The following is a 16071-nucleotide window of genomic DNA, read 5'->3' as shown; positions in this document are numbered from 1 at the left end:
ACATGTCTATGCTTCAATGCGACATATCCAAACTACTTGATGTAACGTGATGAAGGTAAACGGACGAATCCAACTGTATCCGGTTCTGCGCTTGGTGGTGTTTCTTGTTGCCGGCATAATTGCCGGCAAGGAGCTTTATGGCATTATTTCAGAATGGAGTTGGTACATTGCATTGATCGTTTCGTTTGTGTCGTCAATATGTTTGAAGAAGAATGCCGTAGTGCAGACAGTGGCCATATTTGTTACCTTCGTCTTCCTTGGAGGTTGTCTTACATCCATGGAATTGTCGAAAATAAATGTTGAATTACCAAAAGATGAAATAACGTTTGAAGCCGTTGTTATAAGTAGTCCTGTTGTTTCTGGTAAAGTTGTGCGCTGTGATATGTTGGTTTCCAGCATGGAACGGCCGATGAAGGTAAAGGCGAGTTTTTACAGAAATGCCATGGCCGAGGGTATTGCTCCAGGCTCCGGCATTGTAGCACGCGCCAAATTAAGGAAGCCGAAAAATTTTGGCTCCGGAAAATTTGATTATGCCCAATATCTTTTGAATCACGGTTTCTCGGCAACTGTATTTTTATACGTTGACGATTGGTATAGTAAGGCTGTCAGCTTAAATAACTTATCATATATTGAACGAACAAAGATAAAGGCCCTTAAGTTTCGCAACACATTACTTGGGCATTTAAGGCGGTTAGGATTTGACGGACAAGGCTATGCCATATTGGCTGCGATGACTCTGGGCGACCGTATTTCCATGTCAGACAGAATGACGGAAGAATATTCCGTATCAGGTGCTTTGCATGTATTATCATTGTCGGGGCTCCATTTAAGCATAATTTATGCCATGCTGACGATACTGTTCTTTGGGCGTAGCAGGTCTGTAGTGGCCCAGGTGATGATAATATGCGCTATATGGATTTACGTATTTATTGCCGGTTTGCCGGTATCAGCCTTGCGTTCAGCGGTAATGCTGACCATTTATTCTTTTGTCAGTCTCCTTCGTCGTGACCGTATGTCCCTGAATGTTCTTGCCGTAGCCGCAGTTGTTGTGTTAGTTGCAAATCCATTGAATCTTTATGACATAGGTTTTCAGATGTCATTCCTGTCCGTAATGTTCATTCTTGTATTTTACGAACCTGTGTATCATATTATGCCTGAATCATTTAAGAAGATACTTATATTAAAATGGATATGGCAGATGACATCAGTTTCTTTTGCGGCTCAGCTTGGTGTTGCACCATTGGTAGCGTTATACTTTGGCCGCTTCTCATGTTATTTCCTGCTGACTAATTTTGTAGTTATACCAGTATCAACGGCTATTCTGTATGGCACAGTTGCCATATTCCTTTCAGGCTATCTTCCATGGTTTCAGGCTTGGCTGTGCAGAGTTTTGACAGAAGTTGTTGACTTCATGAACGCATGTGTATCCTTTGTTGCATCTTTGCCAGGCGCAAGTATTGAAGGCATAAATATCAGTGCTGTGCAAACACTGCTTATATATGTCATCATTTTTTCTGTTTATTTCATAATAAAATATCTGCGCAAGATGGTTTGGATTGTACCATGACTGACAGTTGCTGAAGTCTGTATCAAAATATTTTACAGCATTTAATGCTTGGAAATATAACGGGAGATAGTGCCAATGTTAATATAAACAGAGTTATCTGCGGATTTTATATTTGCGCGACAGTGATTTATTTTATTATTGGTTTTGTCTTAATGTCTTTATAAGTAAAAGAGATTGCATATATCGTAAATATGCAATCTCTTTTAAAATATGTGTCAGTTGAGGTTTTTCAACGCACAACTTCTTTCTCATTTAATTTACGCTTCTTCGCTCCAATCTTCCTTAGACTTGCGGATGTAGCTCTTATAACGCAATTTAGCCATGCGCTCTGCTTCTGCGAACAGTTCTTCTGCTTCGTTAGGATAAGCCTTCTTTACAGAGAGATAACGAACCTCGCCCAACAGGAAGTCATGGAACTTACTCCAATCCGGCTCCTTAGAATCGAGTGTAAACGGATTCTTACCCTGCTCAGCAAGTTCTGGATTATATCTCCACAAGTGCCAGTATCCGCATTCAACAGCCTTAGCTTCCTCAGCCTGACTCTTGCCCATACCGCCTTTAGCCTTCAATCCGTGATTGATACAAGGAGCATATGCGATGATGACAGAAGGTCCATGGTATGCTTCAGCCTCACGGATAGCCTTCAAGCACTGTGCGTTGTCTGCGCCCATTGCAATCTGTGCGACATATACATAACCATAAGTTGTTGCCATAAGACCAAGATCCTTCTTGCGTATACGCTTACCCTGAGCTGCAAATTGTGCGATTGCGCCGAGAGGAGTTGCTTTTGACGACTGTCCACCTGTATTTGAATAAACCTCAGTATCAAGTACAAGGATATTTACATCCTCACCACTTGCTATCACATGGTCGAGACCTCCGTAACCAATGTCGTAAGAAGCACCGTCACCGCCGATGATCCACTGGCTGCGTTTAACAAGATAGTGATCAAGTGTCTTCAGCTCTTTGCATATCGGACAACCTGCCTCTGCACCTGAAGCGATAAGCGGTTTAAGCTTAGCAGCTGCAGCCTTAGAAGCATCAGCGTCCTCCTTGCCTTCAATCCACTCTTGAGCAGCAGCCTTGAACTCAGCAGGAGTATCATCTTTTGCGATAGCTTCATTGAGCAGTATAGTAACACGCTCTTTCATCTTCTTGTTTCCGAGTACCATTCCCATACCAAACTCGCAGAAGTCCTCAAAGAGTGAGTTGTCAAATGCAGGTCCGTGACCGTCAGCGTTCTTACAGTAAGGCGTTGATGGTATAGAAGCTGAATAAATTGAAGAACAGCCCGTTGCGTTTGCAATCATTTCACGATCACCGAAGAGTTGTGAGATCAACTTCACATAAGGAGTCTCACCACAGCCGGAACATGCACCAGAGAATTCGAACAGGGGTTGAGCAAACTGAGAATTCTTAACGTTAGACTTAATGTCTACCAAATTTTGCTTGCTTGTAACGTTCTTTACGAGGTAGTCCCAACGGGCAGCTTCTGCGTCATTGCCGGCAAACGGAACCATCGTAAGGGCTTTGCCCTTCTTCGGGTTGCCAGGACAAACATCGGCACAGTTGCCACATCCGAGACAGTCCATAACACTCGGTTCGATAACGAAGTGCATGCCCTTCATTGCTGCAGGAGCCTTCATCTCAAGAGTTGTTCCGTCAAAGCCTTTAAGCTCCTCGTCAGTGAGAACGAACGGACGGATAGCAGCGTGAGGACAAACATATGCACACTTGTTACATTGTATACAGTTTTCTGCATTCCATTCAGGAACAAATGCCTCAACACCACGCTTTTCATAAGCTGAAGTTCCATTCTCCCATGTTCCGTCAACTGTATCATGCTTTATAAAGTCAGAAACCTTCAAGAGATCACCTGCTTGTGCGTTGATAGGACGAACCAACTCTTTTACAAATGCTGGAGCATCGTCTTCAACTACAGCATCGTCAGGCAGGTTTGCCCATGCCGGATCAACCGTAAGCTGTTTATATTCTCCACCGCGGTCAACAGCTGCATAGTTCTTGTCAACAACGTCCTGACCCTTCTTACCGTATGACTTAACGATAAATTTCTTCATCTGTTCAACGGCGAGGTCTGTTGGGATGACACCTGTTATGCGGAAGAATGCACTTTGGAGAATTGTATTGGTACGGTTGCCAAGGCCTATCTCTTGTGCAATCTTTGTTGCGTTAATATAATATACGGTAATATTATTCTGTGCGAAATAACGCTTAACCTTATTCGGGATGAAGTTTACAAGCTCTTCACCTTCAAAAATAGTATTCAGAAGGAATGTTCCGTTCTTCTGTAAACCACGAGTTACATCGTACATATGCAGATAAGCCTGTACGTGGCATGCAACGAAATTCGGAGTGTTTACTAAATATGTACTGCGAATAGGCGTGTCACCGAAACGAAGGTGTGAACATGTGAAACCGCCTGATTTCTTTGAGTCATATGAGAAATATGCTTGGCAGTGCTTGTCAGTGTTGTCACCGATGATCTTGACAGAATTCTTGTTTGCTCCTACGGTACCGTCCGCTCCAAGGCCATAGAATTTAGCTTCAAACATTCCTTCTCCGCCGAGAGCCATTTCCTCAACCTTCGGAAGTGAGGTGAACGTCACGTCATCAACTATACCCAAGGTAAAGTGGTTCTTCGGCTCGTTCAATTTCAAATTGTTGAATACAGAGATTATTTGTGCCGGAGTTGTATCGTTAGAACCAAGACCATAACGTCCTCCAACAATGAGAGGTTTATTTTCAACATCATAGTAAGCACTCTTAACGTCAAGATATAGAGGTTCTCCCTCTGCGCCTGGCTCTTTTGTTCTGTCAAGAACAGCTATGCGCTTAACAGTTGCGGGAACAGATGCCAGCAAATGTTTAACAGAGAACGGACGATAGAGATGAACTGAAATCATACCTACTTTCTCTCCGTTCTTATTCAGGTAGTCAATAGCCTCACGTGCAGCTTCTGTTGCAGAACCCATAAGTATAATCATACGGTCTGCGTCTTCTGCACCATAATATGAGAACAAGTGATATTCACGTCCTGTAATCTTGCTGATTTCACCAAGATAGTGCTCAACAACTTCAGGTACTTTATCATAATATTCATTGCTTGCCTCACGATGTGTGAAGAATGTTTCAGGATTCTCTGCTGTACCGCGTGTAACAGGACGCTCAGGTGACAACGCACGGTCACGGAAACGCTTTACATCATCCATGTCAACTAACGGAGCGATATCTTCCTGCTCAAGCAATTCAATCTTATGATATTCATGAGATGTGCGGAAACCATCAAAGAAGTTGAGGAAAGGAACGCAAGTCTTAAGAGATGCGAGGTGCGCTACAGCTGTAAGGTCCATTACTTCTTGTACAGAACCTTCACAGAAGAGTGCGAAACCTGTTTGGCGGCAAGCCATTACGTCCTGGTGATCACCGAAAATACAAAGAGAATGAGATGCCAGTGTACGTGCCGAAACATCAAAAACGCAAGGCAAAAGTTCGCCGGCAATCTTATACATGTTAGGTATCATAAGGAGCAATCCCTGTGAAGCTGTGAATGTAGTGGTAAGTGCTCCAGCCTGAAGAGAACCATGAACAGCACCTGCCGCACCAGCCTCAGATTGCATTTCTTGAACGAAAACGGTCTGACCGAAAAGGTTTTTGCGTCCTTTTGCGGCCCACTCGTCAACATGTTCCGCCATTGGAGATGACGGAGTGATAGGGTAAATGGCTGCAACCTCGCTGAACATATAGCTTATGTGTGCGGCTGCTTCATTACCATCACATGTGATAAACTTTTTTTCTTTAGCCATTTTAATAAAACATTAATGTTAGTGTATCTTGTTAGTTTAATATAAAAATCCGAATAGCCATAGCGGAATTTGGTTGTCCTTGCCTATTTCCGTGTTGTATCTTGCATATATTGTATCTGGATTCATGCGTATTTTACCACATTTGGTTGCATCGCAAATCCTGAATTTTCGTTTTTCATCTATAATATAGTAGTTGTCTTTGTTGCTTTGGTTTACGATGTGGTCTTTCCATAGCGAGTTGACGAAAAACGTTTCCATCACATTTTGCTGTTCAGCCCTTATCGGATAAATGGCATACATAAGGTTCGGATTATGCAACATCACCTTGCTTGGCTTTTTCGGAAATGTTTGCCCAACAGGATATATTACATTTATCAATCTTGCTTCTGCAAGGTATTTAATGTAATTCATCACTGTCGCACGGCTTGTCTCAATGTCATTTGCCAGTTGGCTTACGTTGGGAGCTTTTGGGCCGTCAAGCGCCAGAAGGTAAAACAGCTTCTTTATTTTTGTAAGATATTTAAGTTCTATCTGCTTGATTAACAGGATGTCAACTTCCGTCATCATGTTCATCGTTTTAAGCAGATTTTCCGAGAAATTACGGTTCTCAAGAAAGAAAGGATAAAACCCATGATGCAAATATAATGGAAAATATTTGTTCGGAGACACTTCCGGTAATATTTGTCTCGTTATATGCTCGTGGTTATGCACAATTTCCTCAAGTGTGTATGAATGGAAATGGGTTCCTGCTGTAAGATTGAGAAATTCGCGAAAGGAAAATCCTCTCAGATTATAGCTTTTTACAATTCCGCTTAGTTCTGGGTTTTCTTCCTTCAGGCGCATAACACTACTACCGGTAAAAACAATCTTCAGCTCCGGATTCTGGTCATGACACAATCTTAATTCATGGCTCCAATTGGGTTCCTTGAATACTTGGTCTATTAGTAAAACTCTACCGCCTGTCTTGCAAAACTCATTCGCAAAATCTGCTATTCCTCGGCCTTGAAAATAAAAATTGTTCATATTTACATATAAACAACGTCTGTCTGTCGGGGAAAAATGCTCTTTTGCGTATTGAAGAAGAAATGTCGTCTTTCCAACACCACGAGTGCCTTTAATGCCGATAAGCCTGTCTGACCAATCGATTTCGTCCATCAATTGACGTCGTACAGGGGCATTAGTGTGTTCTACTAAATAAGTATGGGTGCGAAAGAAAGCTTCCATTCTTTTTCAATTTGTTTTCTTTTGCAAAGATAGCATTTTATTCTTTATTTGCAAACCATGCTTTGCAAAAACTCGTATTTTTTTATTATTTTTGCATAAGCTGGCAGGTTATGCCAGCTGCTATGTGAGGAATTTCCTGTATTTATTATTACATAATCTGCACAAATAAAAGCTAACTTCGTTAAAAATTTATTTTGCACTTCTCTATGTTTACACTATCTTTGCACCAATCAATAATTTTGTTGAAGTGAAATTACATATCTTTAATCCGGAACATGATATGGCGCTTGCGGCGGACAAGGCATATTTTACATTGCCGCATGCCATACAGGAATTTAAGGTAAATCTTGGATTCCTTCCTGCATTATGGGCTGGTGAAGGCGATTTGATACTTGTCGACGATGTGTATTATGCTATTAAGGCTCTGTCGCAAATAGGCAAACGGCATGCTGACGTACTTTTCGTTACTGCAAATGACTTGAGGCATTTGGTGTTTTCTGCCATTGAGCCATGGGGATGGGACAAAGCCGTCAGACAACAGCTGTCTGATGCCGGCGTAAATCCAGATGTCTTGCCCGCCGACGACACATTGGAATATATACGTGATTTATCCGATAGACGGCAAACGTGTGCCTTGCTTACGGTTTTGCGTAAGGATATAGAGGACGTCACGTGTGGTGAAAGTTTCTATTACAAGAATATTGACGCAGTATATGATTCATTACGTAAATATGGAAAAATAGTAGCCAAGGCACCGTGGAGTAGCAGTGGTCGTGGGGTACGATACATTGAGCGTTGCATTACACCGTCGGTTGACGGATGGATTAGAAAGGTAATAGAACGCCAAGGTGGCATTTCCGTTGAGCCGTACTACAAGAAGGTAAAAGATTTTGCAATGGAATTCTATTCTTATGGCAATGGCAGAGTTGATTATCGCGGCCTGTCTTTGTTCAGGACTGGTGGAAGTAACTATACGGGAAGCATTATTGCGTCAGAGTTGGAAAAATCTCACATGATGGGCGAATTTTTGTCTTTATCCCTTATTGATAATATAGTTGAACGGCTTAAGACTTATTTTTCCACAAGTTTCTTTAAATGTTACAAGGGATCGCTTGGTGTCGATATGATGATAGTGGTAAAAGATGGCGGATGCGGTTACTTACTTCATCCATGCGTAGAAATAAATGTAAGACGCACAATGGGGCATGTCGCAAATTCATTCGGTACTGACATTACTGACCCGACCCAGTTGATGCACATAATCCATGATGTCAATTACAAGTTGAAATTTGATTATATAGAGAATAACTTTGTCAAGGTGTTATAGAAAAGTCTGTTCGTGTGTCCAAGAAACGGGCTGATTTTCAAACTCACTATAAATTAAAACAAACCAAAATAATATTTCCAAGTATGAAAAAACAAATTTTGTTGGTATTGGCCTTCTTACCTATTTTTGCCAATGCACAGTACAAGTCAGAGGTATGGTGCCCGGATAATGGCGACGGCACTTACACAAATCCCGTGATTAATGCCGACTATAGTGATCCAGACGCATGTGTTGTAGGCGAGGATTACTATCTTACGGCAAGTTCGTTTAACTGTATTCCCGGTCTGCCCATCCTTCATTCGAAGGATTTGGTGAACTGGGAGATAATCGGGCATGCGCTAAAGACGCAATATCCCACCGAGGTGTTCGACATGCCGTCGCACGGAAACGGGGTGTGGGCGCCGAGCATTCGTCACCATAACGGTGAGTTCTATATCTATTGGGGGGACCCCGACCGTGGCGTAATGATGGTCAAGACGAAAGACCCCGCCGGTAATTGGGAGGAGCCTATATGCGTTATATCGGGCAAGGGCATGATAGACACAACTCCGCTTTGGGACGATGACGGCCGTTGCTATCTTACATATGCTTATGCGAACAGCCGTTCGCGCTTTGCTTCGATCATCGTCGTGCGTGAGCTGTCTGCCGACGGAACGAGGGCGATAGGCGACCCTGTAATCGTATTTGACGGTAACGGAACGGAAAACAGAACGTGCGAGGGGCCTAAGTTCTACAAGCGCAACGGCTGGTACTGGATTATGTTCCCGGCGGGCGGCGTGCCTACGGGCTTCCAGGTGGCAATGAGGGCAAAGCAACCGTTCGGCCCGTACGAGAGCAAGACCGTGCTGGCTCAGGGTAAGAGTAGCGTTAACGGCCCGCACCAAGGCGCATGGATACATACGCAATATGGCGAGGACTGGTTCCTGCATTTCCAGGACAAGGGATGTTACGGGCGTGTAGTGCATTTGCAGCCTGTTACGTGGAAGGACAACTGGCCTGTAATGGGCGTCGACAAGGACGGGGATTATTGCGGAGAACCTGTCATTACGTACCGTAAGCCCAAGACTTCGCAGGCGTGGCCGATACAGAATCCGGTTGAGAGCGACGAATTCAACGAGCCAAGGATGGGGTTGCAATGGCAGTGGCACGCAAACTACAACCAGATGTTCGGCATGCCTACTGCGTTTGGTAAGTTCAGAATATATACGCACAAGTTAAGCGATAACTATGTAAACCTTTGGGAGGTGCCCAACCTGCTGCTGCAGAAGACGCCGGCCGACAAGTTTACCGCTACGGCTAAACTGCGCTTCACGTCAAAGGACCAGAACCAGTTTGGCGGGATTATCATGATGGGACTCGACTACTCGGCATTGGTGGTGAAAAGGGTGGGGGACGCCTTCCAGCTACAGCAGTTGACGTGCCGCAATGCCGACAAGGGCAAGGCTGAGACCGTGAAGGTAATAGCCACGCTTGAACCTACGGCGGCTGACAAGATTGATTACCAACCGGGCATACATGAGGATATATACATGCGCATGTCGGTAGACAACGGCAAGTGCAGCTTCTCGTACAGCCTTGACGGCAAGAAGTTCAAGCCGGCCGGCGACGAGTTTACCATGCGTGAGGGCAAATGGATTGGCGCTAAGATTGGTTTCGTGGCCGCCGAGCCTGCCGGGAAGGCAAACCGTGGCTGGATAGACGCTGACTGGTTCCGCGTGACGAAGTGACGCGGCGTAGGATATAAAGTTCTTAAGAGGGAAGGCAGGTGCCTTTCCTCTTTTATTTTACCGTTGCCATAGCTGTGTACGTTTGTAAACACTGTTCGACTGGAAAGTTTCAAAACGTCATATAGGAAAGTTAATGCTTTCAGCGCAATCTGGAAAAGAATTTCTAGGAAATGCCATGTAGACTTAGCAAAACGACTCTTCTGTTTGTAAAGAATTATTTATTAAATAGAGTAAGCTATGCTTTCTCATCGAGAAAACTATCTTTCCTCAATGAAAAAGCTATCTTCCCTCAACGAGAAAGCATAGCGAACTCAACGAAAAACATGGCTTTTCTGCGTAAAAAAGGCCGTTTTTCGTTGCACAAAAACTATTTTGGGTGTGTAACCGTAAGTAGTTCAACGAATTACGGTTGCACACCCAGAATTGGCGTATTTAAGTCTGACGGAAAGAAAATTTTGGCCGCGCCACTTCTACAGCGTCAACGTTTTTCAATGTGTAAGCAGTTTGGCCCGATTCGTGTACAATGTGTAATCCCGAGCGCAGGCGTTACGTGATACGCCCGCGCAGGTAACTGTGGCTCAGGAGCGGGCGTCCGTGGCACGGTTGGTGCCCGTCTCCTTCTCGATGAAATACCGCGGGCGTCCCTTGCTCTCGATGTATATCTTGCCCACGTATTCGCCTATTATGCCGCACGCAAGCAGCACCACGCCGCCGATAAACCACACCGAGACAAGCAGTGACGTCCATCCCTGTATCGTGGTGCCGTTGAAATATTCAACAAGGGCGTATATTATCACGCCTAAGGCGATGAGGATGAACACGAGCCCAAGGTATGTTATAAAGCGCAGCGGACGGGTGGAGAACGACGTTATGCCGTCTACGGCAAAGCTGAACATCTTGGTCAGCGGATATTTTGACGTGCCGGCGAAACGGGCCTTGCGGTCGTAATACACGAATGCCGACGGAAATCCGAGCGAGGCCACCATCCCCCTGAGGAACAGGTTACGCTCTGGAAACGACACGAGGGCCTGCAGCGTGCGCCGGCTCATCAGACGGTAGTCGGCGTGGTTGTACACGACATGGCCGCCGAGCACGTTCATCAGCTTGTAAAACATGAGCGCCGTGGTCCGCTTAAAGTAGGTGTCCGTATCTCGTTCCTTGCGCACGCCGTACACAATGTCTACTCCGGCGTTGTACAGCCCGACCATCTTCGGTATCACGGTCTCGTCGTCCTGTAGGTCGGCATCTATCGACACGGCCGCGTCGGCATGCTCGGCAGCCCACTCGAGGCCTGCCCATAACGCGTGTTGATGCCCCCGATTGTGTGACAGCTTGAGACCTGCCACTTTATTGTCAGCGCCCGAGAACTGTTCAATAAGGCTCCATGTAGAGTCACGGCTGCCGTCGTCAACATACAATATAATGCCATCGTCGATGCTCCCGGACGCCGTCATGTCATCCAATATGCCACAAAGGCGCTTCGTGGTCTCTGGCAATACGGCCTCTTCGTTATAACATGGTACAATTATCGCAAGCTTCATACTCTTTTTCTTTTACATTTTTGATGTAAAAACGCTTATCCTTTACCTCTTATTGCGTGACGTGTCGTAAATCCGGTAAAGGTGTAGCATTTTCTTGTCGTCGCAACTTTTATGCTTGAAGTCTACCACTTCCGTAACGGAATAATCAGGATACGTCTCCTTGAATGCCTCAATATCGTCATTGCCAGACAGCATGTAGCCGCTCTTGGGCATGGCAGCTTCGAAAGGCACAACTCTGTCGTTCATGTAGAAATTGATGGTAAACGATCGCATCGGGTCACCTGCTGCACTCTGCGGACGGTACGAATACACCGTACCATCGCCCACTATGCTGTTCAATTTCATGGCTACGGGCTTGTCCGACTTAGTGTTAAGCACTATCGGCTGGAAGAAGCCGTCAAGCGACATGAATACCGCGATGACAATACCAAGCATTGAATACACTTGGCGTATGCTGTCGCTCTTCCTTGATTTCCAGAACAGTAAGGCGGCTATAACCGGCAATAATATAATTATTATGTCGGTTATTCCAATACCGGCAGTCTCCAACGCCCTCATTTGCGCAATGTTCTCGGCTGCGTGTTTGCCTGAAAATATTGTCTCTGGCACAATTCCCGCCCTTACAGCCACAAACAACGCAAGCAACGCTATATATATACCGGACAGCGTATATCCGAATGAGCGTATTATCCTTGAGTGTTTTTTGGCAAGATATATTATGTATTCGGCAAGGAAATAGGCAATAAACGGATATATGGGCAACAGGTAGACGCTACGCTTGCTCTTGGGAATGCAATAGAAAATAAATATTATTACTATGCTCAACAATGAGAACAATCTTGTGTCATCCATTGATTTTATATAGTCAACAAGCCTGTTCCACCATGATTTCAACGTCCCTTCAGGCTTCTTGTATTTCAAGACGAACAACGACATCACCACCAGCAACGTGTAAGGCAAATACCCTGACAAGACGGTAATGACATTATAGTAGGCCGGATTTTCGTGAGATGAGTATGACATCTTGCCTAAGAAGCGCAGCACGTTCTCTTCGTATACCAACTGCATGAAGGTATCTCCGCCTTGCATATATGCTGCTACGTACCAACACGCTGGGATAACGCATGAAGCAAGTGCCACAAGCGCAAAAGCATAGAGCAACTTTACAAACCTGTAACCACTTATTAAAAGGAATACGGCAGTAACAAGGCATGGCAGAACTATGCCCACCGGCCCTTTGGTCAAGAAAGCTGCACTCATGCAAAGTATAGCCACAACAGGCACTCCACGCAACCCTTTTTCACCCCATTTATATAGTTGGTAAAGAGAAATCACCATTAATGCGCTCAGCAGCATGTCCACACGGCAGTTGGTACCTGCACGGTGAACCTCAAAACTTGTAATGGCTACAAGGCATGCGATGAGGGCAATTTGTGGCGTACTCCTTTTTTCGTAGAACTTGAAGCCGACAAGAGTCATTGCGATGAGTGCCAATGTTGAGGGCAACCGTGACGTAAATTCGGACACATATCCCTGAAACAGAGAGAAAAATGCTATGCACCAATGGAAAAACGGCGGTTTATAGGCAATATCCACACCATTATTTATAGGCAGAATCCAATTACCGTATTTCAGCATTGACACTGCGACTATTGCCTCGCGTGGCTCACCTTTCGTATTGAAGAGAGCGTTACCGAGAAAAATGATTAACGACAGGATACAGATTACAAGTAAAATCCAAATGTACCGGTTATCTTGCTTTCTCATGTAAGTTGTTTTTTATTGTTTAAATTATTGCTTTTCGCTTTTTTATTAACAACATGCAAAGTTACGTAAATAATATTGTGAATTTATTGATGTTTACTTACCAAGTCCGTGATTTAACTAATTTTAATGCATGTGTGCACGGATTTCAATGCCGCATAAACCGCCTTAAATGGGGTGGAACTATATGCCCGTTTTTCAAAAGGCCGTCTTTTGGCTTGTAAAAGATGGCCTTTTAGAACGCGAAAAGCCATCTTTCATAAGCCGAAAGGCGGCTTTTCGGAATTAAGCCTCACAACACTTGAACAGAATAACGAAAGATGCATTTATATATAAAGGTATTAGCAAGCAACAATCCGATTCCGACCGAAACCCATGAATATACCTTATTAATTATATAGAAGTATGGGCAGGATAACATATTGCCACGATTGACAACGTAATCAAGATGCAGATATTATACTATACGTTTGTTTTTCATATAAAAAACAGACACACATAATGCTGCTTTTCTATAAAAATAAATTCAGCCAAACAGCAGTTATTCCATAAAAATCCGGCCGTACGGATATTTAAAGGGATAATAAGTGCAAACTCTATATTGCATTTTCAGATTTGTATGAATTATTCCCAAAAACATGTTTGTTGTATTCTAAACTTACATGAGATAAACAAATGAAAGGAAAAACAAACTTTATCGCTGCATATGTAAATCATATTACACGAAAAGGTCCTTCTTTATGACATATTGTTTAATATCAACGGCAATTATACAGATTAAGAACTCTTTATTTTTTTACTTAATTTAAGATTATAAGTCTACCATATTATAAAATATTTTTTGTAATTTTGCGCTCGGAAAAAGAAAAAAGCTTATGGTTCAGGCCATTTGAGATATTCATGCATAAAAGTGCAGGTACTGCGAAAAGAGGTATATTGTTTAAGGATATTATTTTAACCCTTTAAAATAAACAAAAAGATGATTAAAATTGGTATTAACGGTTTTGGCCGTATCGGTCGTTTCGTTTTCCGTGCTTCTCTCGAAGAGGCTAACAAGAATGACGTCGTTGTTGTAGGTATCAACGACCTTCTGCCTGTTGACTACATGGCTTACATGCTGAAGTATGATACAATGCACGGCCAGTTCGACGGCACAATTGAGGCTGACGTTGAGAAGAACGAGCTTATCGTAAACGGCAACCACATCCGCGTTACAGCTGAGAAGGACGCTGCTAACCTGAAGTGGGACGAAATCGGCGCTGAATATGTTGTTGAGTCTACTGGTCTTTATCTGACTATGGACCGCGCTGAGAAGCACCTCCAGGCAGGCGCTAAATATGTAGTTCTCTCTGCTCCTTCAAAGAAGGGCGAGGACGGCCGTCAGGCTGACATGTTCGTATGCGGTGTAAATACTGACACATACGCAGGCCAGACAATCGTTTCTAATGCATCTTGCACAACTAACTGCTTGGCTCCTATCGCTAAGGTTCTGAACGATAAGTTCGGTATCGAGAACGGTCTTATGACAACTGTTCACTCTACAACCGCTACACAGCGTACCGTTGACGGTCCGTCATTGAAGGACTGGCGTGGTGGCCGTGCTGCTTCTGGCAACATCATCCCGTCTTCTACAGGTGCTGCTAAGGCTGTAGGCAAGGTTATTCCTGAACTGAACGGCAAGCTGACAGGTATCTCTATGCGCGTTCCGACTCTGGACGTTTCTGTAGTAGACCTGACCGTAAACCTGAAGAATCCTGCAACTAAGGAGGATATCTGCAAGGCTATGAAAGAGGCTTCTGAAGGCGAACTGAAAGGTATCCTCGGATACACTGAGGACAAGGTTGTTTCTTCTGACTTCCTCGGCTGCCCGCTGACATCTATCTTCGACGCAGACGCAGGTGTTTACCTGACAGACAAGTTCGTAAAGGTTGTTTCTTGGTATGACAACGAGATTGGTTATTCTCACAAGGTAATCGACCTCATTAAGATCATGAAGAAGCACAACGGCTAATCATTAATTTGATTGATATATTAAAAATAAACCGTCCGATACTTGTCGGACGGTTTATTTTTTGTAAATTTGCAGGTGATAGAAATTATGCTGTTCCAGTTTTAAATCTTTATCCTTATATTAAATAATGTGTAAAATGATAACCATACTCGGACCTACCGCATCAGGCAAAACCACTTTGGCTGCCATGCTAGCGGCTGAGCTTGGCGCGGAAATAATAAGCGCCGACAGTCGTCAAGTGTATCGAAGAATGGATATCGGAACGGGTAAGGACCTGGCAGATTACATCGTCGGTGGAAAAATCATCCCGTATCACCTTATTGATATTGTAGAACCTGGTACAAAATACAATTTATTTGAATATCAGAAAGACTTTATAGCTGCATATAATGACATAGCGGAAAGAAAGAAGATACCAATTTTATGCGGAGGAACAGGATTATATATCGAAGCAGTCCTGAACGGTTACAACCTCGTGCCCGTGCCTGAAGATAAAGAATTACGCCATAGTCTGAGCTGCAAGTCTATAGATGAGTTGAAGGATATACTTATATCACTAAAAAACGAGAACGGTTCAAACATGCATAATACAACGGATGTAGATACCGTAAAACGGGCAATAAGGGCAATCGAAATAGAAAATTATTACAAGGAACATCCTGAATTATCCGCAAGAAAGGCTGAAAAGATTGAGTCTACCATAATAGGCATAGACATAAACCGTGACGAAAGAAGACGTAAAATAACCGAGCGACTCAAGCAACGGCTTGAGAACGGCATGATTTACGAAGTAAAAAGCTTGCTTGATGAAGGAATAAATCCCGTTGACCTTATTTATTATGGCCTTGAATATAAATATGTCACGGAATACCTTATCGGCAAATTGACTTACGAGACAATGTTCCGTTCTCTTGAAATAGCCATACATCAATTTTCAAAACGTCAGATGACCTGGTTCAGGGGGATGGAAAGACGTGGTTTTAAGATACATTGGATTAGCGCGGATATGTCTTTAAAAGACAAGGTTGAATGTGTGAAAGCTATCTATAAAAAAGAATGTGAAGTTTCAGGCAAATTACAATAGAG

General features: G+C 43.7%; 9 protein-coding genes. 5 read left to right on the top strand and 4 right to left on the bottom strand.

Annotated elements, in window-relative coordinates:
- The first annotated feature begins 49 nt into the window (after nucleotides 1-49).
- A complete protein-coding gene (locus H6A34_RS01455) occupies nucleotides 50-1567 on the top strand; it encodes a ComEC/Rec2 family competence protein (RefSeq protein WP_239480719.1) in 1518 nt (505 codons plus the stop codon).
- Nucleotides 1568-1824: 257 nt separating this feature from the next.
- On the opposite strand, the gene nifJ is transcribed toward H6A34_RS01455, so the two are convergent.
- Entirely contained in the window at nucleotides 1825-5391 is a 3567-nt protein-coding gene (nifJ, locus tag H6A34_RS01450; RefSeq protein ID WP_205103013.1) for a pyruvate:ferredoxin (flavodoxin) oxidoreductase, read from the bottom strand.
- Nucleotides 5392-5427: 36 nt separating this feature from the next.
- Nucleotides 5428-6615 (bottom strand): ATP-binding protein, encoded by a 1188-nt coding sequence (locus H6A34_RS01445; RefSeq protein ID WP_205103011.1) that lies wholly within the window; start codon nucleotides 6613-6615, stop codon nucleotides 5428-5430.
- A gap of 247 nt (nucleotides 6616-6862) precedes the next feature.
- Between H6A34_RS01445 and H6A34_RS01440 the strand changes: the two genes are divergently transcribed.
- Together H6A34_RS01440 and H6A34_RS01435 are read left to right on the top strand one after the other, a co-directional pair.
- Nucleotides 6863-7942: a hypothetical protein gene (locus H6A34_RS01440; RefSeq protein WP_205103009.1), complete on the top strand. Its 1080-nt coding sequence runs from the start codon at nucleotides 6863-6865 to the stop codon at nucleotides 7940-7942.
- An 83-nt stretch (nucleotides 7943-8025) separates the two neighbouring features.
- Nucleotides 8026-9669, top strand: coding sequence for a glycoside hydrolase family 43 protein (locus H6A34_RS01435; protein ID WP_205103008.1), 1644 nt, complete (start codon nucleotides 8026-8028; stop codon nucleotides 9667-9669).
- A gap of 578 nt (nucleotides 9670-10247) precedes the next feature.
- Here H6A34_RS01435 and H6A34_RS01430 read toward each other — a convergent pair.
- The gene (locus H6A34_RS01430; protein WP_205103006.1) at nucleotides 10248-11210 is read right to left on the bottom strand and encodes a glycosyltransferase family 2 protein; all 963 of its coding nucleotides are present in this window, start codon (nucleotides 11208-11210) and stop codon (nucleotides 10248-10250) included.
- A gap of 42 nt (nucleotides 11211-11252) precedes the next feature.
- Nucleotides 11253-12977, bottom strand: a complete 1725-nt coding sequence (locus H6A34_RS01425) for an ArnT family glycosyltransferase (protein WP_205103005.1) — start codon at nucleotides 12975-12977, stop codon at nucleotides 11253-11255.
- Between the two features lie 976 nt (nucleotides 12978-13953).
- On the opposite strand from H6A34_RS01425, the gene gap reads away from it, so the two are divergent.
- The gene (gap, locus tag H6A34_RS01420) at nucleotides 13954-14985 is read left to right on the top strand and encodes a type I glyceraldehyde-3-phosphate dehydrogenase (RefSeq protein ID WP_205103003.1); all 1032 of its coding nucleotides are present in this window, start codon (nucleotides 13954-13956) and stop codon (nucleotides 14983-14985) included.
- Between the two features lie 127 nt (nucleotides 14986-15112).
- Nucleotides 15113-16069 carry a tRNA (adenosine(37)-N6)-dimethylallyltransferase MiaA gene (gene miaA, locus H6A34_RS01415; protein ID WP_205103002.1) on the top strand — a complete coding sequence of 319 codons (957 nt, stop codon included), beginning with the start codon at nucleotides 15113-15115 and terminating at the stop codon, nucleotides 16067-16069.
- The last annotated feature ends 2 nt before the right edge of the window (nucleotides 16070-16071 follow it).

Origin of the sequence: Marseilla massiliensis (assembly GCF_016899855.1) — a bacterium.
GTDB lineage: Bacteria > Bacteroidota > Bacteroidia > Bacteroidales > Bacteroidaceae > Prevotella.
This window is presented reverse-complemented; position numbering and strand designations above follow the sequence as displayed.